The organism is Halopenitus salinus (genome assembly GCF_042662125.1).
Taxonomy (GTDB): Archaea; Halobacteriota; Halobacteria; order Halobacteriales; family Haloferacaceae; genus Halopenitus; species Halopenitus salinus.
In genome coordinates this window covers 326,337-351,696 of record NZ_JBHSXL010000003.1, presented here as the reverse complement: position 1 = coordinate 351,696, position 25,360 = coordinate 326,337, and the positions used below count along the sequence as shown (strand labels likewise).

The 25,360-nt window shown below is 67.7% G+C and carries 29 protein-coding genes; 12 read left to right on the top strand and 17 right to left on the bottom strand.

What is annotated here, in order from left to right; translation table 11 throughout:
- Positions 1-34 precede the first annotated feature (34 nt).
- From ACFQE9_RS04500 to cofD, 6 genes are all read right to left on the bottom strand, one after another.
- On the bottom strand, positions 35-1,270 hold the full coding sequence (locus ACFQE9_RS04500; RefSeq protein WP_379740946.1) for a tripartite tricarboxylate transporter permease: 1,236 nt from the start codon (positions 1,268-1,270) through the stop codon (positions 35-37).
- 103 nt (positions 1,271-1,373) lie between these two features.
- Positions 1,374-1,568: a 30S ribosomal protein S17e gene (locus tag ACFQE9_RS04495; RefSeq protein WP_379740943.1), complete on the bottom strand. Its 195-nt coding sequence runs from the start codon at positions 1,566-1,568 to the stop codon at positions 1,374-1,376.
- 23 nt (positions 1,569-1,591) lie between these two features.
- Positions 1,592-2,233, bottom strand: coding sequence for a DUF447 domain-containing protein (locus tag ACFQE9_RS04490; RefSeq protein WP_379740940.1), 642 nt, complete (start codon positions 2,231-2,233; stop codon positions 1,592-1,594).
- Positions 2,230-3,090: a triphosphoribosyl-dephospho-CoA synthase gene (locus ACFQE9_RS04485; protein ID WP_379741347.1), complete on the bottom strand. Its 861-nt coding sequence runs from the start codon at positions 3,088-3,090 to the stop codon at positions 2,230-2,232. Before ACFQE9_RS04485 ends, ACFQE9_RS04490 begins: the two co-directional genes overlap by 4 nt.
- A gap of 92 nt (positions 3,091-3,182) precedes the next feature.
- The gene (locus ACFQE9_RS04480) at positions 3,183-4,049 is read right to left on the bottom strand and encodes a tRNA-dihydrouridine synthase (protein ID WP_379740937.1); all 867 of its coding nucleotides are present in this window, start codon (positions 4,047-4,049) and stop codon (positions 3,183-3,185) included.
- Positions 4,049-5,119 (bottom strand): 2-phospho-L-lactate transferase, encoded by a 1,071-nt coding sequence (gene cofD / locus ACFQE9_RS04475; protein ID WP_379740934.1) that lies wholly within the window; start codon positions 5,117-5,119, stop codon positions 4,049-4,051. Before cofD ends, ACFQE9_RS04480 begins: the two co-directional genes overlap by 1 nt.
- Before the next feature lie 112 nt (positions 5,120-5,231).
- On the opposite strand from cofD, the gene ACFQE9_RS04470 reads away from it, so the two are divergent.
- Positions 5,232-6,224, top strand: a complete 993-nt coding sequence (locus ACFQE9_RS04470; RefSeq protein ID WP_379740931.1) for a biotin--[acetyl-CoA-carboxylase] ligase — start codon at positions 5,232-5,234, stop codon at positions 6,222-6,224.
- Here the strand turns inward: ACFQE9_RS04470 and ACFQE9_RS04465 are convergent.
- The 4 genes from ACFQE9_RS04465 to ACFQE9_RS04450 all read right to left on the bottom strand — a co-directional run bounded on the left by ACFQE9_RS04465 (position 6,221) and on the right by ACFQE9_RS04450 (position 9,244).
- On the bottom strand, positions 6,221-6,760 hold the full coding sequence (locus ACFQE9_RS04465) for a universal stress protein (protein WP_379740928.1): 540 nt from the start codon (positions 6,758-6,760) through the stop codon (positions 6,221-6,223). The genes ACFQE9_RS04470 and ACFQE9_RS04465 overlap by 4 nt on opposite strands.
- Before the next feature lie 134 nt (positions 6,761-6,894).
- The gene (locus tag ACFQE9_RS04460) at positions 6,895-7,467 is read right to left on the bottom strand and encodes an NADPH-dependent FMN reductase (protein ID WP_379740925.1); all 573 of its coding nucleotides are present in this window, start codon (positions 7,465-7,467) and stop codon (positions 6,895-6,897) included.
- Positions 7,468-7,726: 259 nt separating this feature from the next.
- On the bottom strand, positions 7,727-8,239 hold the full coding sequence (locus ACFQE9_RS04455; protein WP_379740922.1) for a SprT-like domain-containing protein: 513 nt from the start codon (positions 8,237-8,239) through the stop codon (positions 7,727-7,729).
- 3 nt (positions 8,240-8,242) lie between these two features.
- Positions 8,243-9,244, bottom strand: coding sequence for an HhH-GPD family protein (locus ACFQE9_RS04450; protein WP_379740918.1), 1,002 nt, complete (start codon positions 9,242-9,244; stop codon positions 8,243-8,245).
- A 114-nt stretch (positions 9,245-9,358) separates the two neighbouring features.
- Between ACFQE9_RS04450 and ACFQE9_RS04445 the strand changes: the two genes are divergently transcribed.
- Positions 9,359-9,679 carry a hypothetical protein gene (locus tag ACFQE9_RS04445; protein WP_379740915.1) on the top strand — a complete coding sequence of 107 codons (321 nt, stop codon included), beginning with the start codon at positions 9,359-9,361 and terminating at the stop codon, positions 9,677-9,679.
- A gap of 76 nt (positions 9,680-9,755) precedes the next feature.
- Here the strand turns inward: ACFQE9_RS04445 and ACFQE9_RS04440 are convergent, their stop codons facing one another.
- Entirely contained in the window at positions 9,756-10,031 is a 276-nt protein-coding gene (locus ACFQE9_RS04440; RefSeq protein ID WP_379740912.1) for a PadR family transcriptional regulator, read from the bottom strand.
- A gap of 334 nt (positions 10,032-10,365) precedes the next feature.
- Here ACFQE9_RS04440 and priS point away from each other — a divergent pair, with 334 nt between their 5' ends.
- From priS to bcp, 3 genes are all read left to right on the top strand, one after another.
- Positions 10,366-11,529: a DNA primase small subunit PriS gene (priS, locus tag ACFQE9_RS04435; protein ID WP_379740910.1), complete on the top strand. Its 1,164-nt coding sequence runs from the start codon at positions 10,366-10,368 to the stop codon at positions 11,527-11,529.
- Positions 11,526-12,578: a DNA replication complex subunit Gins51 gene (locus ACFQE9_RS04430; protein WP_379740907.1), complete on the top strand. Its 1,053-nt coding sequence runs from the start codon at positions 11,526-11,528 to the stop codon at positions 12,576-12,578. The genes priS and ACFQE9_RS04430 overlap by 4 nt, the downstream gene beginning before the upstream one ends.
- Before the next feature lie 101 nt (positions 12,579-12,679).
- Entirely contained in the window at positions 12,680-13,156 is a 477-nt protein-coding gene (gene bcp / locus ACFQE9_RS04425; RefSeq protein ID WP_379740904.1) for a thioredoxin-dependent thiol peroxidase, read from the top strand.
- Positions 13,157-13,182: 26 nt separating this feature from the next.
- Here the strand turns inward: bcp and ACFQE9_RS04420 are convergent, their stop codons facing one another.
- From ACFQE9_RS04420 to ACFQE9_RS04400, 5 genes are all read right to left on the bottom strand, one after another.
- Positions 13,183-14,109 (bottom strand): DMT family transporter, encoded by a 927-nt coding sequence (locus ACFQE9_RS04420; RefSeq protein WP_379741344.1) that lies wholly within the window; start codon positions 14,107-14,109, stop codon positions 13,183-13,185.
- Between the two features lie 94 nt (positions 14,110-14,203).
- Positions 14,204-15,256, bottom strand: a complete 1,053-nt coding sequence (gene idsA3 / locus ACFQE9_RS04415; protein ID WP_379740901.1) for a geranylfarnesyl diphosphate synthase — start codon at positions 15,254-15,256, stop codon at positions 14,204-14,206.
- Positions 15,253-16,605 (bottom strand): RNase J family beta-CASP ribonuclease, encoded by a 1,353-nt coding sequence (locus tag ACFQE9_RS04410; RefSeq protein WP_379740898.1) that lies wholly within the window; start codon positions 16,603-16,605, stop codon positions 15,253-15,255. The genes idsA3 and ACFQE9_RS04410 overlap by 4 nt, the downstream gene beginning before the upstream one ends.
- Positions 16,606-16,827: 222 nt before the next feature.
- The gene (locus tag ACFQE9_RS04405) at positions 16,828-17,826 is read right to left on the bottom strand and encodes a YeiH family protein (protein WP_379740895.1); all 999 of its coding nucleotides are present in this window, start codon (positions 17,824-17,826) and stop codon (positions 16,828-16,830) included.
- A gap of 2 nt (positions 17,827-17,828) precedes the next feature.
- Positions 17,829-17,960 carry a hypothetical protein gene (locus ACFQE9_RS04400; RefSeq protein ID WP_379740892.1) on the bottom strand — a complete coding sequence of 44 codons (132 nt, stop codon included), beginning with the start codon at positions 17,958-17,960 and terminating at the stop codon, positions 17,829-17,831.
- 405 nt (positions 17,961-18,365) lie between these two features.
- Here ACFQE9_RS04400 and ACFQE9_RS04395 point away from each other — a divergent pair, with 405 nt between their 5' ends.
- The 5 genes from ACFQE9_RS04395 (at position 18,366) to ACFQE9_RS04375 (ending at position 21,502) form a co-directional block, all read left to right on the top strand.
- Positions 18,366-19,214 carry a hypothetical protein gene (locus ACFQE9_RS04395; RefSeq protein ID WP_379740889.1) on the top strand — a complete coding sequence of 283 codons (849 nt, stop codon included), beginning with the start codon at positions 18,366-18,368 and terminating at the stop codon, positions 19,212-19,214.
- 10 nt (positions 19,215-19,224) lie between these two features.
- A complete protein-coding gene (locus ACFQE9_RS04390; RefSeq protein WP_379740886.1) occupies positions 19,225-19,878 on the top strand; it encodes a hypothetical protein in 654 nt (217 codons plus the stop codon).
- Between the two features lie 2 nt (positions 19,879-19,880).
- Entirely contained in the window at positions 19,881-20,951 is a 1,071-nt protein-coding gene (locus ACFQE9_RS04385) for a helix-hairpin-helix domain-containing protein (RefSeq protein ID WP_379740884.1), read from the top strand.
- A 141-nt stretch (positions 20,952-21,092) separates the two neighbouring features.
- On the top strand, positions 21,093-21,329 hold the full coding sequence (locus tag ACFQE9_RS04380; protein ID WP_379740881.1) for an LSM domain-containing protein: 237 nt from the start codon (positions 21,093-21,095) through the stop codon (positions 21,327-21,329).
- Complete coding sequence (locus ACFQE9_RS04375) at positions 21,326-21,502, top strand: 50S ribosomal protein L37e (RefSeq protein WP_021074254.1); 177 nt, start codon at positions 21,326-21,328, stop codon at positions 21,500-21,502. The genes ACFQE9_RS04380 and ACFQE9_RS04375 overlap by 4 nt, the downstream gene beginning before the upstream one ends.
- 107 nt (positions 21,503-21,609) lie before the next feature.
- Here the strand turns inward: ACFQE9_RS04375 and ACFQE9_RS04370 are convergent, their stop codons facing one another.
- On the bottom strand, positions 21,610-22,383 hold the full coding sequence (locus ACFQE9_RS04370; RefSeq protein ID WP_379740877.1) for an alpha/beta fold hydrolase: 774 nt from the start codon (positions 22,381-22,383) through the stop codon (positions 21,610-21,612).
- A gap of 220 nt (positions 22,384-22,603) precedes the next feature.
- Here ACFQE9_RS04370 and ACFQE9_RS04365 point away from each other — a divergent pair, with 220 nt between their 5' ends.
- Both ACFQE9_RS04365 and ACFQE9_RS04360 read left to right on the top strand, forming a co-directional pair.
- The gene (locus ACFQE9_RS04365; protein ID WP_379740874.1) at positions 22,604-22,849 is read left to right on the top strand and encodes a DUF7127 family protein; all 246 of its coding nucleotides are present in this window, start codon (positions 22,604-22,606) and stop codon (positions 22,847-22,849) included.
- Positions 22,846-25,122, top strand: a complete 2,277-nt coding sequence (locus tag ACFQE9_RS04360; RefSeq protein ID WP_379740871.1) for a CDC48 family AAA ATPase — start codon at positions 22,846-22,848, stop codon at positions 25,120-25,122. The genes ACFQE9_RS04365 and ACFQE9_RS04360 overlap by 4 nt, the downstream gene beginning before the upstream one ends.
- Positions 25,123-25,360 lie beyond the last annotated feature (238 nt).

Below are 25,360 nucleotides of genomic sequence, written 5' to 3'. Positions count from 1 at the left end.
CCGCCGACGTCGTTCGATCGGGGATTCCCCGACATCACCCGAGCATCAGCGGTCCGATCAACACCCCCATGAGGTGGACGCGACGGGTGCCGACTCGCGGCGGCACCATCCCGAGAAGCGTCGCAACGCCGAAGGTTCCCACGCCGGTCACCCCGGCGAAGAGGTACGAGAGGCCCACCAAAAGCGTCAAGACGCCGATCGAGAGCCGGGCGTAGTCGGCTCGGCCGACCACCCGGAGATAGGCGTCACCGACGGCGAGCAGCACGCAGAATCCGATCGCCGCGGCGATGGCGACCGCGGCCAGCAACATCGGGAGGGCGAACGGGACCGTCGCCTCCTCGAGTGCGACCATCACCCCGGTCCGCGGCGTTCCGAGGGCGACGAGCGCGAACAGCGCGAAGACGGTGTTGCTCGTCGAGGCGCCGCTCGTCGCGACGACGAACCCCCGATCGGCGGCCGACCGCGGGATCGCCGGAAGCGCCGCGGTCGCAGCGATCGCCGCCGAGACTCCGGGAAGGTAGCCGACGATGGCGCCCGAAAGGGATCCGGCGGACGCCGCGACGCCGAGATCCCGTCGCTCCATCGCGATCCGCGCGTCCGACTGGGGCGGAACGCCGGCTCCGTCGATCGCGTCGATCAGGACGGGCGCGCCGAAGAGTCCCGCGAAGAGCGGCGCGAGCATGCCGCCGGTCGAAAGCGGGGCGTCGGGATCGACGTCGAGCGTGACCGCTCCGAGCACGGCGCTCGCCAGAAAGACGACGAGCCCCGCGATCGCCGCCCGGCGTGAGGACTCCGTGACGAGGAGGAACGCGACGACGGACGCGAGCACGAGGACGATGTGTGCTCGGATCGTCGGATAGGCACGAACCATCCCCCAGGTGATCGGGATCGCGAGCGGCACGGCCAACGCGACCGCCAGCCCGGAACCGACCGCCGAGAGCCGGATAGCCTCCCGGCCGCGCCCGGCGATCACGAGCCGGTGGCCGGGCAGGGAGGCAACGGCCATCGCGGCATCGGGGACCCCGAGCGCCAAAGCCGGGACGACGTCCAGGAAGGTGTGGACCACCCCGGCGCCGATCATCGCACAGCCGATCAAGAGGGGATCGGCGGGGACGCTCGGAGCCACGCTGGCCAGAAGCAGCGCGAAGTTGTTGGCGTGGAGCCCGGGAACGAGACCGCTCACCGTGCCCAGCGCGGCTCCTCCCAGGAGGAACGCGATCGCCGCGGCCGCGAAGCTCGGATCCACGACCGGGCGCACGATGGGGTCCATCCCGCGGACTTGGCCGCGGCTTCGGACATAAACCTCCGGAGTCGTTTCGATTTCGGGCGCCGCTCGGGATCCGATCGTCGTCGAGGTAAATTCGGAAAAGCGCTTACGCCGCGGCGTTCGTCTGGGTCTTCTTGCGGGTGACGTAGCCCGCGATGCGGTTGCGAACGCCCTTGGACTCGACGGTCGTCAACGCCTCGACGCTGTCCTTGTTCGTCTCGAAGTCCGTGTTGAACGAGTCGGGATACTCCTCGAGGAGCACGTTACCCAGCTGTTTGATGTACTTGGGCTTGATGGCCATACGGGCGGTATCCTCGGCTCGAACTAAAAGGGTTCGTTCCGGTCTCGCCACCCCGTCAGCTCGTCGATCCGGGCGAACGCCTCCCGCTCGCGGGGACCCCCACAGCGGTCTACCGTCCCCGCGAGACGACCGAGGCGCGCGAGCAACTCTCCCTCGTCATACGCGGCGACGTCGAGACGCGAGGCGGCCACCGTCGCCTCGATCACGGCGCCGAACCCGCGATTGATCGTCGGAACGCGCTCGGCGATCACCGCCGACTCGATCGGATCGAGTTCCCATGTCGCGATCTCGGTGTCTCCCTCGTGGTCGATCCCGACGCGGGTCGCCTCGATCTCGACCCACGCGTCGGCCTCCGGAAGGATCGCTTCCGAACGCTCCTCGATGGCGAGCGCCGCCTCCACGAACGTGCGGGGATCGACCGTGAACTGGACGACGCCGCCGCCGCGACGCTCGAAGTTGCCTCGCGTGCGCGTTCGACCGTAGGTTCGTGCCGTCACCGTCTCGTCCTCGTCGTCCGGGGCGTGGAGTCCGAGCGCGGCCACGTTCCACCGGTCGTTGGGCCCGAGCGTCGAAACGATCGACTCCGTGACGCCGCGGAGACGGACCGGCCAGCCCGCCGCGGTCGCTTCCCCGTCACTCGAGTCGACCCTTCCCTCACGTGTCACACCTGGAGCCCCCGTTCGAGCGCGACGAACAGCGCCGCCGCCGTGAGATCCGCCGTCGTTCCCGGGTTGATCCCTTCGGCGTGGAACTCCGCTGCCAGCTCCGCCGCGGCTTCGAGGTCCTCGCCGATCGCCGCGGCGCGCCGGGTGACCCCCCGTGCGGTTTCGGCGCCCTGGCTCGCGGCGACGAGCGTATCCGGCCGATCAGCCAGGATCCGAAGGAAGGCCCTGGCGGCCCGGTCCGTGACGGGGCCGTCGTCGTTTCGGATCGCCTCCGCGGCCTCGAAGGTCCGATCGAAGCCGGTCGTCCACTCGATCGCGTTCCCGTCCGGGACCCGGGCCTCGTCGGGGGGTTCGCCAGCCCCTTCGACCGCGCTCTCGGCGGCGTTTTGAGGTCGTGCCGACAGCTCCATGACGTCGAGGAGCGACAGCTCACGGCTTCGAAGCGCCGGTTCCGCCTCGGCGCCCCGGCGAACGTCGAGGGCGTCAGCGTCCGGCGGCGGGTCCGCGACCGCGACGTCCACGTGCTCGAAGGCACGGTAGAACGCGGCCGCGTCCTCGACCGTCGTCCGCTCTACGACCCGAGATACGCCCTCTGGCGTGAGATCGCCGTCGGCCGCTGCGGAGACGAGCGGCGTCAAGAGGAGCAGGCAGCCGAACTGCGTGTTCCCGCCCGACTGCCGGCTCATCCCCGCGACGGCGCGTTCGAACGCGACGCCGACGGTCGCGCCGCGTTCGGCGCGTCGGAGGCCGCGTCCGGACCCGACAGCACCGGCCATGAAGTGTTCGAACCGCAGGTCGCCGAGATCACGCTCGCGGTCCACGTTCCCCGGCTTCGGCGTCCCGGAGACCTCGAGCAGGAGCGCGAGCTGTGCGTTCTCCGCGGGCGTTCGATCCCGGGACGGAAGGGGCGAAGTGGTCGCGCGCTCGCCGTCCGCGTGGCGTCGGTCGCTCACGGCTCGGCGCCCTCCGGATCCGTTCGGAGTCGTTCGTCTCTCCCGTCGTCTGACGGGTCGACGGTATCATCGGACGCGTCGACATCCTCGTCCGCCGCGGCGAACCTCTCGACCGCACGCGCCACGCGCTCGAGCACCCGCGGATCGTCGCTCGGACGGCCGACGCTCACGCCGTCGGCGCCGAACGCGAGGTACTCGCGGACGCTCTCCGCGCCGCGGACCTCGTTGTTGGCGATCGTCCACAGGTCCGCCGCGCGGTCCACGTCCGCGATCACCGATTCGGAGTCCATCGCGTCGACGTGGACGATCGCCGCACCCGCGTCCTCGATCGCGGCCGCCACGACGGCGAGGTCGACGCCGGGAACCTCCGCGCGGACCTTCACGCTCACCGTCGCGCCCGTCTCGGCGGCGGCCTGGACGTATCTCGAGAGGCGGTCGCGGTCGGCCAGAAGGGACTCCCCGCAATTGACGGCACACAGCTCGGGCTGTCGACAGTGGGCGTTGATCTCCAGGATCGCTTCGTGGTCCGCACATACGCGGGCGACCTCGCGAACAGGCTCGATCGTGGCGCTTCGAACGTTCACGGCCGGGCGAACGTCGACCTCGGCGAGGGCCTCGAGCTGCGCGTCGACGAACGCGACCGGATCGGGAGGCAGGAACTCCTCGCGGTCGCGTTCCACGAGATCGCGCGCCGCGGAACGGCTCTCCGGATCGAGGGCGATCCCGCCGAGGAACGCGCACCCCACGTACGGCGCGGCCGTTCGCGCCCACGCGGCATCGGAGCGTCCGCTGAGGCTCGCGGCGGCGACCGGCGGATCGAAGGGGACTCCCGCCTTCCGCCGGCGTGATTCGGCTCGGGTCATCAGTGATCCGGCTCCGTCGTTCGACCGGTCGCGTCGACTCCATTCGGATCCGATCCGGCTCCATCTCGGTCCGCGCCGGCTTCGACTGCATCGAGCGCACGTCGACACGCCCGCGCGACGCGTTCCGCGTCCGCCTCGTCGTCGATCCGCGTGTCGGTTCGGACCACCTCGCGTTCGAGTTCGGTTCCGTCGTCAGCATCGAGCACGAAGGCGTCGACGAACGGGTACGCGTTCGCGACCCCCCGAGTGCTCGGTTCCCGGTCGGTGCTGGCCATGAGCTTCCCGGCGGGCCCCGAAAAGACCGTGTCCTCGACGAACGGCGAGACCGCGACCACGGGCGTTCGAGCCAGCGCCTCCTCGACGCCGGGGAGCGCGAGCATCGGGCCGATGCTCGTTACCGGGTTCGACGGACCGATCACGACCGGGTCCGAAAGCGCCCGCTCGAACGCCGGGGACGGTTCCGCACGGTCGGCGCCGCGGAACTCGACGCCCTCGACGGCGGGGGACGCCCGCCTCCCGACCCAGTACTCCTGGAAGTGCATCTCGCCGGCGTCCGTGTGCACGATGGTCGCCACCGGCTCGTCGGACATGGGAACCACCTCGAGGTCGACCCCGAGCGCGTCCGCGAGCGTACGGGTGACCTCGCTGAGCGAGCGTCCCGCATCGAGCAGGCTCGTTCGCGTGATGTGGACCGCCCGGTCGCGGTCGCCTATCTCCATGAACTCGCCGACGCCGGAAAACCGCCGCCACCGTGCGATGTCCCGACCCGCCGTCTGTGCGGCCTCCGGGAGGTACCGCGGTCCCGGATCGAGGTCGGCCGCCTCGGCGAGCCGGGACAGATCCTCGTGTGTCGCCGTCGTGTCCCCCTCGATCCCCCACCACGTCTCGCGATCGAGGAGGCCGGCCTCGTGGAACAGCACCGTATCGACGTCCGGACACACGAGGTGGCCGCCGATCTCGACGTCGTCGCCCGTGTTCGCGACGACCGTGATCGCGTCGGGATCGAAGACCGATTTCGCCCCCGGCAGGAGCTTCGGCGTCCCCGTCCCGCCCGCGAGGAACGTGACCATATCGAGGGATGGCCTCCCACCGGTATGTATGCTGCGTCGTCGGCGATTCGAGACGCCGCTCGCGTCCGGCGGGGACCCGAACCCCTATCTCGCAGCGCCGATCAGAGGACGTATGGACACGCGTCGTGCCCTGCTCGATGCGCTCTCTACCGGTCCCGTCGAGGGCCCCGAACTCGCCGATCACCTCGGAATATCCAGGGCGGCGGTCTGGAAGCAGATCGAGGCGCTGCGCGCGAACGGATTCCGGATCGAAGCCGGGGAGGAGGGATACGCCGTCCGATCGGTCCCGGAGTACGGCTCGGAGGCGATCCGGTTCGGACTCGAGGCTCCCTACGGGATCGAGTATCACGAGTCGATCGAGTCGACGAACGAGCGAGCGCGGGAGCTGGCCGAGTCGGGCGAGACCGACGTCGCCGTCGTGGCCGACGAACAGACCGGCGGTCGCGGGCGCCTCGATCGAGAGTGGACGTCGCCGTCCGGCGGCGTCTACGCCTCGCTCGTGATCCGTCCGGATCTCCCGCCGGCGCACGCGGCGATCGTCACCCTCGCGGCCGCCGTGGCGACGACCGACGCCTGTCGGGAACTCGGCGTGGACGCGCGGATCAAGTGGCCGAACGACGTCCTCCATCCCGACGGTGCGGGCGAGCGCGGGGGTGCCAAGCTCGCCGGCATCCTGACCGAGATGACCGGTGAGTCCGACCGCGTCTCCTGGATGATCGTCGGCACCGGCGTCAACGCGAACGTCGACGCCGCGGATCTCCCGCCGGGTTCGGCGAGCCTGCAGTCGATACTCGGCCACGAGGTCGACCGACGGCGATTCCTCCAGCGGCTACTCGAGCGGCTCCACGAGCTGATCGAGACGCCCGACGACGTCCTTCCCGACTGGCGCGACCGCGCGATGACGATCGGGGAGCGTGTCCGCGTCGAGACGACGACCGACGTCATCGAGGGGACGGCAGTCGACGTGGAGTTCCCTGGCGCGCTCGTCGTGCGAACCGACTCGGGACGACGGAGGGTTCTCGCCGGGGACTGTCGGCACCTACGACCGATCGAGGAGGTGGACTCCGGATCCGGATCCGGACGCGGGTCCAACCCCGACGGCTAGCTGCTTCCGGAGGCCTCGGAGCCGGTCGCGGCGTTCGTTGTCTCGGTCTCCTCGCCCGCGGGGGCGACCTCGGTTTCGGCCTCGGCCGCCGCCTCGGAGGCGTCGACGCGAACCGTCAACACGGGAACGCTCGAGCCACGTACCACCTTCTCCGCGACGCTTCCGAGCAGGAGCCGGTCGATCCCGCCCCGACCGTGGGTCCCCATCACGACGAGGTCGCAGTCCTCCCGCTCGGCGAAGTCGATGATCTCGCGGCTCGGCGACCCCTCGACTATCGCCGTCTCGACCGGAACCTCGTAGTCCGCCGCGATCGACTCGACCTCCTCGACGGCGGTTTCGGCGTCGGAGCGAAGCAGATCGTCGACGCCGTCCCACGTCGTCTCCATCGGGAGCCCGGCGTAACTCGAGACGTTGACAACGTAGAGCGCGTGGACGCTCGCGCCGTGAACCGCCGCCAATTCGAGCGCGTGGCGCACCGCTCGCCGTCCCTCCGTCGATCCGTCGGTCGGAACCAGGATCCGGTCGTAGAGAACCATGGCAATATACCACACGGTAGCGGATGAACCCCCATAACTGTTTGCACGTTTTGCCGGTTCTCGTCCATGGTCGTTCGTTCTCCCCCGCGAGCGCCTGCGATTCCCCGCGACCGTCCCCTCGCGGGCGCTTCGACTCACCCTCCCTCGTTCTGCTCGCTCTCGAAGGTCGGCGGCTCCGGCTCGATCGATCCGTACGCGACCGTCCGCTCGCCGAGGGTCGAGACCCGCTCGCGAAGGTCCTCGTCGGCGAATTCCCCGTCGACGATGGCTGACTCGGAACGCGGAACCGCCGCCTGGTAGGGAAGTACCCAGGCGTTGAACGCTCGACAGATCGAGCGCAGGTGGTCGAGCGCGGTGATCGGAAACGCGCCGCCGGCGACCGCGAGTAATCCGATCGTCGTTCCCTCCAACTCGTCGAATCCGCAGTGGTCGAGGGCGTTCTTCAACACTCCCGAACAGGAGCCGTGGTACATCGGCGTTCCCAACACGACCGCGTCTCCCCTCGCGACGGATTCGCGAAACTCCTCGGCGTCGCCCTGTTCGTCCAGATCCGGGTTGAGCGGCGGGAGGTCGAACCGTCGAAGATCGAGATGTTCCGTGCTCGCTCCCGCCCGCTCCGCGCCGGCGAGCGCGGTCTCGACGGCAGCCCGCGTCCGACTTTCCGAACGCAGACTCCCGGAGACGCCGACGACGTGCAGATCGCTCATAGATCGACCCCGACTCGTGACACCAAAAAACCGACGACCCGTCGCCGGAGGTTTATCACCGATCGCGCCCCACCGTCGCCGCCGTGAGTTGAACACGGACCACGACGGTCGAGGCGGGAGTCCGGCACGCCGTCGTGGCCACCATCGGATCGCACACGTGCCGGCTGTTCGCCATCCACGGATCCGGTTCAGTCGTCCACATCAAGCGGAGGCCCAGATTCGGCGCCGTGTTCGGCTTCGATCGTTCGATGGACGCCGGTCACTCGTTTCGAACGACGCGGAACCGCCCTCCGCAGTTCCCACAGCGGTACTCCTCGGGTCGTTCAACGAGCTTCGATCGGCGGTATCGCGCCAGCCGATCGCCGCAGTCGACACAGCGGACCCACCATCTCGGGTCGACGAAGCGTTCACAGCGGACGTGCGTCTCGAGCTCCGCGGCGAGTCGAGCGAACGCATCGCCGTGGCTCGGATCCCCGCGTTCGTTCAACAGATGGGCGTGAACGAGCTCGTGGCGGATCGTCGCGGCCAGTGCGTTCCACCCCCTGTTCTCGAACTGTCGCCGTGCGAGGACGATCGATCGGGGTTCGCCGTCTCGATACCGGACCATCCCGGCACGACGTTTCGCGCGGGTGCTGAGCCGCCACTCCAGGTCCCCGACCGACACGGTGAGATCGTGTTCGGAGACGACGTCCCGGGCATACACCCGCGTGACCGCGAGCAGCTCCTCGTCCGAACAGCCGGATTCGATCGCGTATCGGTCGATCGGCGGCATGGATCACTCCCGGAGCCGTGCCACGGGCGGATCGCGCGACTCGTCCATCCGGACGAGCCCGTCCGCGGCGAGGTCCTCGAGCAGCCCGCGTAGCCACTCGCGTCCGTGTTCGCCCTCGGGCGAGTAGTCGACCCGGATCCGGTGTCCGAGGTCGTCGAACGCGAGCGCGTCGTACTCTCCGAGCGTCCGGACGATCCGTCCGCGGAACTGGCGACGGCTCCCCTCGAAGCTCGGCTGAGTGGGAACGTCGGGCGCGGTGAAGTCGCCGGTCTCGTAGGCGCGACACCGTCCGCGCCAGGGACACCCGGCCTCTTCACACCGCGGTGTCGTCCCACACGCGACCGCGCCGAGTTCCATGATCGCGTTGTTCCACACGCGCGATTCGCCCTCGGGCATGAGCGTTCGTGCGGCGGTCTCGAACGCGTCCTCGTCGTCTCGAACCCCGAACGCGCGGTGGAGGACCCGTTTCACGTTCGTGTCCACCACGGCGTCCCCGGCGTTGAACGCGAAGGAGGCGACGGCGTTGGCGGTGTATGGCCCGACCCCCATCAGCTCCTGCAGTTCCGCCGGCTCCTCCGGGAATTCGCCGTCGTACTCCGAGACCACCTGCCGAGCGGCCTCCGACAGGTACTTCGCCCGGTTGTTGTAGCCGAGCGAGTGGTCCGACCAGAAGGCGACGACGTCGCTTTGGTCCGCCTTCGACAGGTCCTCTACCGTCGGCCACGTCTCGAGGAAGTCCTCCCAGGCGGGGACGACCCGGTCGAGTTGGGTCTGCTGGCTCATCACCTCCGAGACGAGAATCTCGTAGGCGTCGTCGGTTTCGCGCCACGGAAACTCGCGGTGGTCCTCGCGGTACCACTCGATGAGCCCCTCGCGAATCTCCGTGGCGTCCTCCGGGATCAACTCGCCATCGTCGGTCGGTTCCGGGCCGCCGTCCTCGGCCGAACCGGTCGTGGTCACATCCGATCCCGAGGCCGGCGTCGATCCGTTCCCCGAACTCGTCATATCGCCGCTACGTGCTTCGCTCGTTTATACGGTGGTGGTCCCTTCACGGGCAGTGCTTCCGTCGTCGACGACGGATGCGAAACCGGTTTGAGGCCGCCGCCGCTGTCGGGAAGCATGACGCTCGAGGATCTAACCGCCGACGTCGAGGACGCCTACGGCGATCTCGACGGGACGTTCGGACTCGATCTCGACCGGGAGACCAGAACGGAGCTTGCAATGTTGGTCGCGGCTATGGAGGCCGATCCCGAGGAGTTGGTTCGCCGAGGGATCCACGCGCTGTTCCGGTCGACCGTCGACACCGGCGACCTCGACTTCCAGCTTCGAAACGGGTACGACGTCACCTACGACGAGTACCTGATGGGGATGAGCTACGACGAGATGGCCGGCGGATCACAGTATCCACAGCGCGACGACGATCGCCGCTACCAGATGTGACTCACGGCTGGTAGGATTCGAAGCACGGATCGGATTCGAGTCGCGAACAGGAACGCGTGCGTGTCGCTCGAGGCGATCAGGCGTCGACGTACTGCGCTTCCCACTCCGTCCGGGCGTCGATCTCCCGTTTCCCGCGGCGGGTGAGCGTGTAGTAGTTGGTTCGGCGATCGCGTTGGCCCTTCTCGACGAGTCCCTTCTCGACGAGGGTGTCCAGGTTCGGATAGAGGCGCCCGTGATGGATCTCCTTTTCGTAGTAGTCCTCCAGCTCGTCCTTGATCGCGAGTCCGTGCGGCTCGTCGAGTCCAGCGATCACGTAGAGCAGATCCCGCTGGAATCCTGTCAGATCGTACATCGGTGAGTTCCGTTCGATAATTCTTGTCGTATTATGATAAATATGTCGAACGATTATTCGGATGTAGCCACGGTATACGGCCAATACGTCTGGATATCACATCTGATGATCCGTTCAGATGGTTTACTACTCCGGCGTGCAGTATCCATATCCGATCGTACAGGTTAGCATCTCGACGTTCCGATATTCCAATAGTCGAGAACCGATCTCGGGTGACAGCCGTGATCGGCGACGGCTCCCGAACGAATCCGGGATCCGAAAGACTGGGGAGTCGTACGACGTCGAGACCCGAACGGAACGGCTTTAGGCCGACCGGTGTTAGCGACCGAAAGCGATGGACGACCGAACGCGCGAGTACCTCCGCGGCCGGTTCGGCGACTACTACCGCGTCTCCTCTCCGTCGATGCCCCCGCAGGCGAACGAGCGCGAGTGGGGGCACATTCCGTGGACGCCGGGATCGGGCACCACCATGGTGCGCCACCGGTCGCTCTTCGATCTGGGGAACCCGGACGCGTTCTTCGCGGAGACCGCTCCACGCCACGCGTACTTTTCGGCCGCCAGATACGACACTCCCGGCGCGTCGACGATGTCGAAGAAGGGGTGGCGATCGGCCGATCTCGTCTTCGATCTCGACGCCGACCACCTCCCGAGCGTCGACCCCGATTCGGCCTCGTACGCGGAGATGCTCGCCGCGTGTAAGGACGCGCTCGTCCGGCTCGTTCGATTCCTCGAGGAGGACTTCGCGTTCGAGGACCTCGAGATCGTCTTTTCGGGCGGCCGCGGCTACCACGTCCACGTTCGCGATCCGGACGTCCTGGAGCTTGCGAGCGACGCGAGACGGGAGATCGTCGATTACGTTCGGGCGATCGACCTCGACGTCGACGGGCTGATCCACACCGTACAGGAACGCGGCACGAACAAGCGCGTGCTTCGTACCGAAGGTGGGTGGGGCAAACGCGTCCACGAGGCGCTCGTCCGATACGCCGAGGAGCTGCGCGAGCTTGACGACGAGGCGGCCACCGATCGACTTCAGGATCTGGAGGGGATCGGCGAGGGACGCGCCGAGACGATCCTCGGCGCGTTCCGGCGGAACCCGGAGGCGATCCGGGAGGGGAACCTCGAGGCGGGCGGCCCGGGCGCTCGACGGCTCGTCGAGGCGCTTTGCGAGCGGGTGACGGACGAGACCATCGCACCCGTCGACGAGCCGGTGACGACCGACACACACCGGCTCATCCGCCTTCCGGGGACCCTCCACGGCGGAACCGGCCTCGAGGTTCGGCGGATCGACCGCGAGGACCTCGCGGCCTTCGATCCCCTCGTCGATGCGGTTCCCGACCGATTCACCGGGCGGTCGATCGCGATCGAGTGTTCAGAACGAACGACGATCGAGCTGTGTGGCGATAGCTTCATACTGGAGCCCGGAGAAACGACTGTCCCGGAGTACGTGGGCGTCTTCGCGATGGCCCGCGGACGAGCGAGGAAGGCACCGGAACGATGAATCTCGATGAACTCCGCTCGGTCCAGGCGAAGGAGCGCCGAAAGGATAGCCTGCAGCATCTCCGAGACGCGTTCTACGACGACGTCGCCGCCTACATATCGGATCTGCGCGACGCGCGCGATAGACGAGCCGAGCAGGTGGAGAACCCCTTTTCCGACGACGACGTGCGGCGGCTCTCCGATGAGATCGAGACCGCAGAGGAGGTCGCCGAGGCGCTCTACGAGCGTCGGGTCGGCAAGGTCGTCAAGCTGGCTTCCTTCGCGGCGGCCGACATGCCCGTCGAACAGGAGGGAATGACGAGCCAGGAGCGCGCGCTCTTCGAGGATCTCGTCGAGCGGATCGAGCGGAACAAGTCGTCAGTCCTCGACGTGCTATCGGGGACGACCAAGGCGGGCGAGGCCTCGTCCGACGCAACGGCGGATCCACCCCGCGTCGACGCGGAACCGAACGCTCGCCCGGAGTCGCTCGAGGCGAATCCGACTGAAGAGGCCTCGACCGACCCCGTGGAGGGTGACTCCCGGTCGCGTCCGTCGAACGATGAGCCACCCGTGCCGCCGGAGGATCCGCCGGGATCGGCCGGGATGGACGGGACCGAATCGGCAAGGCCGGACGGGACCGAATCGGCAAGGCCGGACGGGACCGGTTCCGCGAAGCCCGACGACGGCGGCATGCTTGCCGATGCGATGGCCGGGGGGGACGCCTCGGACGGATCCGACGATCCGTCCGGGGACTCACCCGCCGCCGTCCCGAGCGGCGATGCGGTCGCCGGGGATGGCCCGAACGCCGACGGCCCCCCAACCGGCTCCGCTACGGGGTCCCACGAGGGGATGCAGCCGCCTGACGATGACGGAACGATCGGGGATCCGAGCGACGACGCGGCGGCCGAGGAGGATCCAGAACGGACCACGGTTCGGATCAAACGTGACGTCGGATCCATACTCGGCGTCGACGAGCGCGAGTACGACCTCGAGAGCGAGGACGTGGTGCGTCTCCCCTCGAGCAACGCCGAGCCGCTCTTGGCCCGCGATGCGGCGGAGCGGATCGAGTAGCGACCTCCTCGGGAGCCGTCGCGATCGCACCGGTTCACCGGTCGGTTCGACCGAACGGCTCCGACCGTCGTGTTTTTGTTGCCGCCCCGCCACCTCGGAGCATGCTCGAAGTCGGCGCCACCGCACCCACGTTCTCGCTTTCGAACCACCGCGGCGAGGACGTCTCGCTCGAGTCGATCGACGCCGAGTACGTCGTCGTCTACTTCTACCCCCGAGCCGACACGCCCGGCTGTACGACCGAGGCGTGCGGCTTCCGTGATCGATGGGACGCCTTTGCGGACGCCGACGTGACCGTCGTCGGGATCAGCGACGATCCGGTCGAGGACCTCGAGTCGTTCGCCGCGAAACACGACCTCCCGTTCGATCTGCTCTCCGATCCCGACGGGGCCGTGGCGTCGGCCTACGACTCCTACGGGGAGAAGAACGTCTTCGGAAACGTCGTCGACGGGACGTTTCGAAACACGTACGTCGTCGACTCCGACGGGGAGATCGTCCTCGCCTACGAGGGCGTCGACCCGGAGGCACACGCCGAGGCGATCCTCGAGGACCTTCGGTCAGTCCGATCGACCGACGATTGAAGCGTCCCGGAGACGACCGATCCCTCTCAGCGACGGCCGCCGATCGCCGCCCGGATCCCGGGCAGTTCCCGACGGATCGCCTCGCGTTTGACGAGCACGAACCCGACCACGATGACGCCGAACCCCGCGACCGTCCAGCCCGTCACGGCCTCGCCCAACAGCGCCCAGCCGGCCACCGTCGTCACCACCGGTACGACGTAGGAGGTCAAGTTGATCTGGAAGGCGCCGAGCCGCGAGAGCAGTTCGAAGTAGATCGCAAAGGCGATCGCACTCGAGAACACGCCGAGGAAAACGACCGCGACGACCGCCAACGGCTCGGTGGAGGGAGGCATCTGCGGCTCCCCGCGAAGGAGGCTGAAGGCGTGTAACACGCTCGCGCCGAAGAGCATGGCCCACGCCGTGAGCGTCAGACTCGAGAAGGAGGGATCGAGTTCCTGGAGTCCCACGCTCCCGACCGCGGCCGCGATGACGCCGACCAGGATGATCGAGACGCCGAGGGTGACTCCCGACGAGAGGTTCGCCGGATCGGGCTGGGCGACGAGGGCGACGCCGAGGAACGCCAGCCCGATCCCGACCACGTCGCGGCCGTCGATCCGCGCGTCGGCGACGACCAGGGCGGCGACCGCGGCGGTGGCGATCGGTACGAGGCTGTAGGTCACGGCCGCGATGCCGCTCGTGGTGTACTGCTGGCCGATGAACAGGACGGAGTTGTTGACGCCGATCGAGAGCCCGCCGCTGAAGGCGATCGCCAGCAGGTCATCGCGCGTTCGCGGCGGCGCTCCGCCCCGGTATCCGAGCGCGTACCCGGCGAGAACGATCGCGGCGAGATCGAACCGGTAGGCCGCAAACAGGACCGACGGGTAGAACTCTAATCCGATCTCGATGGCGATGAACGAGCCGCCCCACAGGGTGGAAAGCAGGAGGAATCCGGCCGCATCACGATAGCGGGACACGATCCGATCGCGGGCCCGGGGGGACATACCTCCTCGCATCCCCGGACGACTTGCCGGATGTCGACCACGGGACGACCGACTGGGGTCCGCTGGGTCAGTAACCGCGGCTGATCAGGTACTCCGCGATCTCCGCGAGCCGCCGGCGCGCCTCATTGTCGGGGAGGACCTCGAGGTGCCGCTTCGAGCGCTCGGTGAGCTCCTCCGCCTTCTCGCGGGCGTAGTCTATCGATCCCGACTCCTCGAGGGCGGCGACGGCCGACTCGACTTCGGACTCGGTCACTTCCGCCGGCGTCTCCGCGTCGACGAGGGCGTCGACGTCGACGCCCTGTTGACGGGCGTGAAGCGTGATGAGCGTCTCCTTGCCCTCCACGAGGTCGGAGCCGCGCTGCTTTCCGAGATCCTCGGAGGGAACCGTCAGATCGAGGACGTCGTCCTGGATCTGGAAGGCCCGCCCGGAGTCGATCCCGTAGCGATACAGGGCGTCGACGACCTCCTCGTCGGCGCCCAACAGGACGGCCGGCGTCGAGGCGGCCGCCCCGTAGAGGACCGCCGTCTTCAACTCGACCATCTCCAGATACTCCTCGGGGAGAACCTCCGCACGCCGCTCGAATGCGACGTCGAGCGCCTGCCCCTCGCAGATCCGGGTGCACGTCGAGGCGAGCAGCCGCATCGCCTCCAGGCCGTTTTTCGGATCGGCGCCCGTCTCGGACATGATCTCGAAGGCCTTCGAGTAGAGCGTGTCGCCGGCGAGGATGGCCGTCGACGTGTCGTAGGCCTCGTGGACGGCCGGAACGCCGCGTCTGAGGTCGTCCTCGTCCATGATGTCGTCGTGGATCAGCGTGAACGACTGGATGACCTCGATCGAGACGGCAGCACGCATCAGATCGACGGGGTCGCCGGAAACGGCGGGGAACGAGCGATACTCGACGTCCGACGACTCGACGTCGACGTCGGCGATCGCCTCGCCCGCCAGTAGCGCGACCGTCGGCCGGAGGCGTTTGCCGCCGGCCTCGAGGATGTATCGCGAGGCCTCGTACAGCCGCTCCGGCTCGGCCAGCGGCAGCTCCTCGTCGATCGCGGCGTTGACGAGTTCGCGCCGCGTGCGGATGGTCTCGAGTACCCGTTCCTCCGTCGCTTCGTTCGTCATTCGACGAGCTGGAAGGTGTTCCCGTTCTGTGTGACGTGGAGGTCACGCCCGAGTTCGTAGCCCTGGGAACGACACAGGTCGACGTACGGCGCGAATCCTTCGAGGTTCTGGTGGGCCGGAATGACGTGTTGGGGCTGGAGGGCATCGAGCATCGTGTAGTGGCCCTCCTCGCGCAGGTGGCCGGAGACGTGGATGTCGTCGTAGATCCGGGCGCCCTGCATCCGGAGCAGCTGTTCGGACTGGTAGCGCTGGCCCTCGTTGGTCGGCTCCGGGATGACCCGGGCGCTGAAGATGACCTTGTCGCCGTCGTCCAGCTCGTAGGGGGTCTCGCCGCGGCCCATCCGGGTGAGCATCGCGCGCGGCTCGCCCTGGTGGCCCGTGACGATGGGCAGGTAGTCCTCCTTGCCCTCCTTCATGATCCGCTTGAACGTCCGGTCGACGGACTTCCGGTGGCCGTACATCCCCAGGTCGCCGGGGAAGTCGACGAAGTCGAGACGCTCCGCAGTCCCGGAGTACTTCTCCATCGAACGGCCGAGCAGGACGGGCTGGCGACCGATGTCCCGGGCGAACTCGACGAGACTCGAGACCCGTGCGATGTGGGAGGAGAACGTCGTTGCGACGATCCCGCCGTCGTAGTCCTCGACCGAGCGCATCACGTCGCGAAGGTGTTCGCGCGCGACCGACTCGGAGGGGGTCCGACCCTTGCGTCCGGCGTTCGTACAGTCCTCGATGTACGCGAGCACGCCCCCGTCCTCGCGGCCGATCTGGCGGAACCGGTCCATGTCGATCGGGTCCCCGATGACCGGCGAGTGGTCCATCCGCTTGTCGAGACCGTACACGATGGCGCCCTCGGGCGTGTGGAGGACCGGGTTGATCGCGTCGATGATCGAGTGAGTGACGTTGACGAACTCGAGTTCCACCTGCTCGGAGTCGCCGATCCGCATCGTCCCGCCCGGGTTCATCTTGATCAGGTCGTTGTCGACCTGGAACTTGCTCTCGCCCTGGATCTGCTGTTTGACGAGCTCGATCGTGAACGGCGTCGCCACGACCGGCGCGTCATAGCGGTGGGCGAGCTTCGGGATGGCCGCGATGTGGTCGAGGTGCCCGTGTGTGGGCACGATCGCCTGGACGTCGCCCTCCAGTTCGGACATCACCCGGTCGTCCGGGATGGCGCCCATGTCGATCAGATCGAGGCTGTGCAGCTTCTCAGTCTCCACGTTGTCGTGGATCAGGACCTTGCTCAGGTTCAGGCCCATGTCGAAGATGACGATGTCGTCCCCCGCACGGACGGCAGTCATCTGTCGGCCGACCTCTTCGTATCCGCCTATCGTTGCGATTTCTATTTCCATAGTTGTCTCCTCGAGCATCCAAAGCCGCGTACACGGCGATACTGCTCACTGAAACCCGCAATCTGGGGGCCAAGGCCCCGGCGTCTTACAGCGCGTCGGCGAGGGCCCCGCTACGGCCGAGCCGACACCGGCTCGCCGTGTCCCGCGGGATGGTGGTAGCTGGACGTACACGTGCGCCTCTTAAAAACTGTGTGGGTTGACCTGCGAAACCGCGGCGTTCGATCAAAAGACCGCTCGGAGGACGAGGAGGACCGACGTGCTCACCACGAACAGCCCCGCGAGCACGACGGCCGCCGGACGCATCCCGACGTCGAAAAACTCCCTGACGTCGATGCGAAACCCCAGCCCGGCGAAGGCGACGAGGAACAGCCAGCTCGAGACCCGATCCATCGCGGCGATCTGCGCGCTCGAGAACGCGCCGAGGGTCGCAAGGACCACGAGGGCGAGGAACCCGACGATGAACGCCGGAACGGTGCGCCAGATCCGAAGGAGTCGCATTCCGGTGAACGCCTCGGAACCGCCATCACGGGAGTAGTACGTCGCGTACCCCACCGCCACCGCTCCGATCAGGGCGTTTCGCGCGAGCTTGACGATCACGGCCCACTCGCCCGCGGGCTGTGAGTACGCGAACCCGGCGGCGGTCACGGGGCCGGTGCTGAACATCGTGGCGCCGGCCCACACGCCGAAGACCAGATCGGAGAGTCCGAGCGTTCGACCGACGATCGGGTAGACCACGAGGGTGACCGCATCGAAAAGCAGGATCGTCCCCGCCGCGTAGGCGACCTGGCGGCGGTCCGGATCGATGCTTGCGGCCACCGCGGCGACGGCGGAGACGCCACAGATGCTGGACCCGGCCGCGAGCAGGGATCCGAGCTTCTCGGGCACGGGCAGAAGGAACCGCGCGAGCACCTCGACGGAGACGATGCTCACACAGACGGCGGTGACGACGACGAGGAGGACCGGTCCGCCCGCCTCGATCAGGCGCTCGAGGCCGACGCTCGCCCCCATGAGGACGATTCCCGCCTCCAGCCAGCGGCCGTGGGTGTCGACGCCCGGCTCGGCCGATTCGGGAATCCCGACGGCGTTCGCGATCAGGGCGCTCACGCCGATGACCACGACGAGGGGACTGCCGAGCGGAACGAACTCCGCCAGCCACCGGGCGATCAGTCCGCACACGACGAGCAGCGCGAGTCCGGGCACGAGACGGCGGATACCGGACATATTCACCTCGAGATGTCGGCGTCGATCCGGCTTTCGCGAGCGGACACGGCGGGCGTCTCTCGGGAGAGACGTTCGCCATCGAGGGTCGCAAGCGCCCCGTCGAACGCCTCACTCGGCGGCGGTCGTCGGATCACTGTCCGCGATTTCGACCCGCGACGGTTAACGCTGCTGGTGGCCACTCGTTTGTCGCGGATGTCGGCGAGTATCTCCGATTCTGGGGACACGCACCCGACCACGACAACGATGATCGGCTTGTCGCGGTAGCGAAGCCGGAGATTCGAACCCGAAGATGCGAAGCCGGAGATGTGCTGTGGAGGATGCAACGCCGGAGATTCGACGTGGAGGATGTGACGTCGGAAGGTGACCCCACGTTGAGGGGTGATCGACGTCGCGAGCGTACGATCGTCGTCGGTTTAAACGCTCCAAATTGCCGGGAACGGCTGGACCACGTGCTATCGGTTCCGATCGGAGTCACGCGTGGGTATATATATGATAAATAACTAAGGTGTCTCGGCTGAACGTTCATGGTAGGTGATATCATGCCAAAAGCCGGAGAAGCGATAGAAAACGCGGCGCGACTCGAGGAGATCGAGTTTCCGGAGTTCACCTCCCAGCTGATCTCCGATACGTTCAACGCGATCGTCACCTCGATGATCCGCCAGCAGGAGGCGTACGCCGACCTGCTGGAGAAGGTCTCACAGTCCGTGGCGGACTTCGAACAGGAGTCCGTGAGCGCGCGCGACGTGACCCAGTGGCTCATCGGGAACTTTCCGGGGGACTCCCGCGGGACGACCACCGTCGGCACCCTCGACGATCCGGGTACGCTCTCGGAGACGGAACTGGAGATCCTCGAACGCAAGCTCACCTCCCAGGTCGAGGAGATCGGCGTCGAACTCCCCGGTCCGGGCGACGCCTCGGGCGGAAACGGCGACGAGGCGACCTACGACCTCACCGAGGACGACGTCGGGAACATCCGTGACGCGGCGCGACGGAAGATCGCTCGCCCCCGTCTCGAGGCCCTCCAGGACCTCGTCTCCCAGGGGATCGTCAGGGTCGTCGTCGACGACGGAACGATCGAGACGCGCGTGATCTTCGAGACGGTCGCCTCGGAGTACGACACCTCGAGCACGTACGAGAGCGAACGGACCCGAAGCCAGTACGGCGGGCGAGCGGGCCTGACCCTCGGGTCGTTCTCCATCGGCGGGTACGGCAGCCGGCAGACGACCTCCGTCTCGACGATGACCGAACGCGAGCGTTCGAGCAGCCGGGCCAGCGTCGAGATCATGGGCGGCGTGACGATCAACGTCCGCGGCGACTATCAGGCGCTCCGCCCCGAGGGCGGAGGCGAGGGAGAAGGCGGCGGAGGCGGGGGCGGAGGCCCCGCCTGATCCTCCGACGGTGCCGTCGTTATCCACCGTCGTCTCCTCGCTCGTTCGGGACGCGGCCGCAGGCGCGACCGCCGGCGAGCGGGTCGCGGCGCTCGACCGTTCGGACCTGGAGGACCGCCTCTCGGACCCGCCGGAGTCGTTCGTCGAGGAGTCCGAGATCGACGCCTTCCTCCGGGAACGCTTCCCGCCCCCGGAGGAGCCGCCGATCGACCACCTCACGAAGGCGCTCCACCCGGCCGTCCGCGATCGCTACCTCGAGAGCTGGCAGCCCGGCGAGACGGCGATTCGCCCCTACGAGGTTTTCCTCCACCCGGCCGACGTCGGCGAGGACGGCCAACGTCGCTTCGAGGGGCTCGAACGACTACCCGGGCTCGATCCGGCGGACCTCCCGCTGGAACGCCGCGGGGATCTCCCGTTCTTGACGCCGGAGGCGGTCGGCCGGATCCGGGACGCCGCCGCGAACGCGATCGGAACCCGACGACGCGATGCGATCCGGACCGTCGCCGAATCCGGGATCCCCGAGCCGGTCGTCGAGGACGTCGAAATGGACGTCAAGCTCGCGATCGACGAGGACCTCGACGCGAGGGCGATAGACGCACGGGCGGCGACCGGCGTCGAATCGCAGGCCGTCTGCAGCCTCTCGGCGCGAATGCACTTCAGGTGACCGTGACCATGGTACGACTCGGCGATCTGTTGATCGAGGTTCGAAACGAGATCCAACGAGGCATCGACGCGATCGAGGTCGAGTCCGACGCCGCCGACCGGGAGGGCCCGAACGTCGAGGTGGCGTCGGTCGAACTCGACATTCCCTTCGGGGTCTCCGAGGAGACGAGCGACGGTGAGCCTTCAGCGGAGGAGGCCCTCGAGAGAGGATCGCTCGCGAAGGAGGCCTCTCCGACGGAGTCGCCCGGGGATGAGTCGGCCGCGGAGGGGGATGGGGAAAGAACGGAGAAGGGGGAGAGACGCCCGACCGCCGACCTCGACGTTCGCCCCGGCGCGGCGGGCGGCACCTTCTCGGTTCGGTTCGCGCCGAGCGCGCGACGTCGACGAACTCGGTCGGCCGATCGGAAAGCGGAGGGATCCGCCGACGGCACGCCCGACGCGCTCCGGTCGATGGACCCGCTGATCGCCGATCGGATGCCCCCCTCGTGGTTCCCCGACGGGATGGACCGCGGGAGCGAGAGCGGCGACCGGGACGTCCAAGGACCGGAACGGGGCGGGATGGCGGGATCGGTCCTCGCCGGAACCCACCCGACGTTGATCGATCCGCCGGACGTCGACGAGGGGGAATCCGCCCCCGGTTCCGACGGCGGAAACGGGCCGGGGACGGGATGGGAATCCGACTTCGAGGTCGACGCCGACACGCCCCTCGAGGCGGTTCCCGGCGTCGGCGACACCTACGGGGAGCGACTCAGGGAGGGCGGGATACGTGACGTTCCCTCGCTCGCCGAGGTTCCGGCCGACCGGCTCGCGGAGGTGATAGACGCCGGATCGCGGCGGTCCTCCCGGATCGTTCGGACCGCCGAGTTGATGTGTCTCGGCGTGAGACCTGACACGGCTCGACTGCTCGCGGTCGCCGGCTTCGACGGGGACCGGCTCGCGGCGACGCGTCCCGACGACGTCCTCCGAGCGGTTCGCGACGTGCTTCCCGAAGTACGGCTTCCGGACGGCTACGACCCCGACGAGTCCGAACTCCGCTGGGTCCTGGAACGTGCACGAGAGACACGGGAGGAGTGAACCCGAGGGGATGGGCAGTGGAGGAGGTGGCCCTCTGTGGGGATGGTGGTGAACGGAGCGAGATGATGTCGGGCGTGTCGGACGTTCTCGCCCCCGTCCGGTCCCGGTATTTTTAATACCTCGACGGGAGGCGCATAGGACATGAGTGGCCGACCCCTCGACGTCCTCGAATCGTCGCTCGACGATCCCGTAACCGTCCACCTCAAGGACGGAACCACGTACTACGGGCTGTTGGCCGGATACGATCAGCACATGAACCTCGTGATCGACCCGGAGACGGCGGAGGCGGACCGGGTCCCCGACGAGGAGGACTTCGCCGTCGCGGTCGAAGACACAACGATTATACGCGGCGATAACGTCGTCACGATCAACGCATGACTGGAGCCGGTACGCCCTCTCAAGGGAAAAAGAACAAGACGGTCCACGTGAAGTGTCGACGTTGCGGCGAGAAGTCCTACCACCTCAAGAAGGAGCGCTGCTCCTCGTGTGGATTCGGCAAGTCGGCCAAGCGTCGCGAGTACGCCTGGCAGTCGAAGTCCGGCGACAACTGACCGCGAACGACCGACCCGACGACAGCGACCGCCGTTTCTCCACGATCTCGTTTCGACCCGTCCGAGAGCTGCGCGGCCGTGGTCGAACACGAAGAACGCCGAATGTCTCAGAGCCGATCGAGGAACTCCGCGAGGACGGCGTTGAAAGCCGCCGGCTGCTCGATCATCGCGAGGTGGGCGGCGTCCGCGACGAGGGCCCGTTCGCAGTTCGGGATCTCAGCGGCGAGGAACTCGTGATACGACGGCGGCGTGAGCCGGTCGTGTTCTCCGACGACCGCGAGGACGGGAGCGTCGATCGCCGACAGGCGGTCGCGAACGTCGAACTCGTGGCAGGTTCGAAAGTCCCGCTCGACGGTCGCCCCCCCGACCTCCCGCATCGCCGCCCGTGACTCCTCGCGGTACTCCTCGGGTGCGTCGTGAAACAGCCGGCCGTCCGCGTGGAGGAACTCGATCGCCCGCTCGAAGTCGTCGGCGAGCCATCCGAGGAGGTCCTGGAGGACGGCGAGTTTCGCGCCGGTTCCCTGCAGAACGAGCCCATCGAGATCCGTCTCGTCGGCGCGTTCGATCGCGATCCACTGGGCGACGGCGCCGCCGAGCGAGTTGCCACAGAGGACGCTCGCGCCCGTCTCGTTCGCGACGGCGAGCACGTCGGCTGCATAGGCGTCGAGGGTCTCAACGCCGGGAGCGGCCTCGACGTCCGCGCTTTCGCCGTGGCCCGACAGATCGAGGGCGACGATCGAGCGCTCCCGCAGACGCGCCTGCGCCCTCCAGACGGCGTGTGTACCCCCGCTTCCGTGGATGCAAAGCGTCGTCGGACCGTCGTCTCCGTCGGCGAGAACGCGATAGGCCGTCTCGCGGCCGTGGTGGGTGACCCGTTCCATGCGGTCGCTTGGATCGCGAGGTACAAAAAGCGGTCCCGCGCAAGCGATCGCTCATAGCGGAGGGGAACACCCGAGTACGTCCGGGTCGATAGAAGTCGACCGGAGCGGATTCGATGTCTCGAACTGCAAACAATCTCTCGATGGTTGACTCGACGCCTTCCTGCGGTATATCGACGAAAGGTTTATATAGTTACTCGCCTAACTTGGAGTTAGGATTAGAATGAGACAGACCCAATTCACCGACGGCGACGCGCAGGTTCGCCGCTACGAGTATCCGGACCGATGGGTCCTCGCGGCCGATCTCGGCGTCGCCGACGATCAGGTCACCGTCGACACCGTCGGTGACACGGCGATCGTCGTCATCGACCGGAACGGGACGGAGGCCGAAACGGAGTTCGACCTCCCCGGACCGGCCGCGGACGTCGCGGTTCGAAACGGCGTGTTGACGATCGAGGTGGAGCGATGAAGCTCACCGTCAAGCCGCTGAAACAGAAGGACGCCGGCCGCCGGCTGGCGGCCATCGACCGCGTGGCGGCCGAGGAGCTCGACCTCTCGGGCGGCGATTTCGTCCGCATCGAGGGGTCGACCGGAGGCGCGATCGCGCGCGTCTGGCCCGGCTACCCCGAGGATGACGGCACCGGCGTCGTTCGGATCGACGGCCGGATGCGCCAGCAGGCCGACGTCGGCATCGACGACCACGTGACCGTCGAGAAGGTCGAGGTTAAGCCCGCGGAACGCATCACGATCGCGTTGCCCCAGCGGCTCGGGATTCGCGGCAACATCGACGCGTTGATCCGCCGTGAGATCGGCGGCCAGCCCATCACGCCCGGACAGAACGTCCAGCTGCCGCTGGGCTTCGGCTTCATGGGCGGCCAGTCGCAGGCGGTCCCCCTGAAGATCGCCTCGACGACGCCCTCGGGAACGGTCGTGGTCACGGACGAGACGGAGATCGAGATCGCCGAAAAGCCCGCCGAGGAGATCATCGAGGGTCCCGCCGCCGAGAGCGGCGCCGGCGGGGACGCGACCCCGGACGTCGCCTACGAGGACATCGGCGGCCTCGACGACGAGCTCGAGCAGGTCCGTGAGATGATCGAGCTGCCGATGCGGCATCCCGAGCTGTTCAAGCGCCTCGGGATCGACCCGCCCAAGGGCGTCCTGCTTCACGGCCCGCCGGGCACCGGCAAGACGCTGATCGCGAAGGCCGTCGCCAACGAGATCGACGCCAGCTTCCATACGGTCTCGGGCCCCGAGATCATGTCGAAGTACTACGGCGAGTCCGAAGAGCAGCTGCGCGACGTCTTCGAGGAGGCCTCCGAGGACGCGCCGGCCATCATCTTCATGGACGAGCTCGACTCGATCGCCCCCAAACGCGAGGAGGCCGGCGGCGACGTCGAACGGCGGGTCGTCGCCCAGCTGCTCTCGCTCATGGACGGCCTCGAGGAGCGCGGCCAGGTCGTCGTGATCGGCGCGACGAACCGCGTGGACGCGATCGACCCCGCGCTTCGCCGCGGCGGTCGCTTCGACCGCGAGATCGAGATCGGCGTCCCCGACCGCGACGGTCGCAAGGAGATCCTCCAGGTCCACACCCGAAACATGCCGCTCGTCGACGGGATCGACCTCGACGAGTACGCCGAGAACACCCACGGCTTCGTCGGCGCGGACCTCGAGAGCCTGGCCAAGGAGTCGGCGATGCACGCGCTGCGTCGCATCCGCCCGCAGCTCGACCTCGAATCCGACGAGATCGACGCGGACGTCCTGCAGTCGATCCAGGTCACCGAACGCGACCTCAAGGAGGCGCTCAAGGGCATCGAGCCGTCCGCCCTCCGCGAGGTCTTCGTCGAGGTTCCCGACGTCACCTGGAACGACGTCGGCGGCCTCGAGGACACCAAAGAGCGGCTCCGCGAGACGATCCAGTGGCCGCTCGAGTACCCCGAGGTCTTCGACCAGCTCGACATGCAGGCCGCAAAGGGCGTGTTGATGTACGGCCCGCCGGGCACCGGCAAGACGCTGCTCGCCAAGGCCGTCGCCAACGAGTCCGAGTCGAACTTCATCTCGATCAAGGGTCCAGAGCTGTTGAACAAGTTCGTCGGGGAGTCCGAAAAGGGCGTCCGCGAGGTCTTCTCGAAGGCCCGCGAGAACGCGCCGACGATCGTGTTCTTCGACGAGATCGACTCGATCGCGACCGAGCGCGGACAGAACACCGGCGACTCCGGCGTCGGCGAGCGCGTCGTCTCCCAGCTGCTGACCGAGCTCGACGGCCTCGAGTCGCTGGAGGACGTCGTGGTGATCGCCACGACGAACCGCCCGGACCTCATCGACTCCGCGCTGTTGCGCCCCGGTCGGCTCGACCGCCACGTGCACGTGCCGGTCCCCGACGAGGAGGCTCGCCGCCGGATCTTCGAGGTCCACACGCGTGAAAAGCCCCTGGCCGACGACGTCGACCTGGACGTCCTCGCCCGGAAGACCGAGGGCTACGTCGGCGCCGACATCGAGGCGGTCGCCCGCGAGGCATCGATGAACGCCTCCCGGGAGTTCATCGCCAGCGTCGACCCCGAGGAGGTCGGCGAGTCGGTCGGAAACGTCCGGGTGACGATGGACCACTTCGAGGACGCCCTCGAGGAGGTCAACCCGAGCGTCACCGCCGAGACCCGCGAGCGCTATGCGGAGATCGAACAGCAGTTCGAGCGCTCCGAGGTCGAGACGGACGCCGAGGCCGTCCCCGGCGGCGCCTTCCAGTAGGCGCAAACGAGCCGCTCTTCAGCCTCGTCGGTCCGTTTTTCGCATCGTTCGACGGATACCGGCGTCGCTCGCTCGATTCCGGCGTCGTCCGTCCCTCCCGGCATTGTTCGACGTCTTCCGTTCGATGCGATCGAAGATCGTATTGGTGAGGACGACTCCACAGTTAGACACGTCTAATCCAGCCGGACCGATGACTATCGACCGAACCACTCGACGAGCCAGCACTCGTCGATGCGCT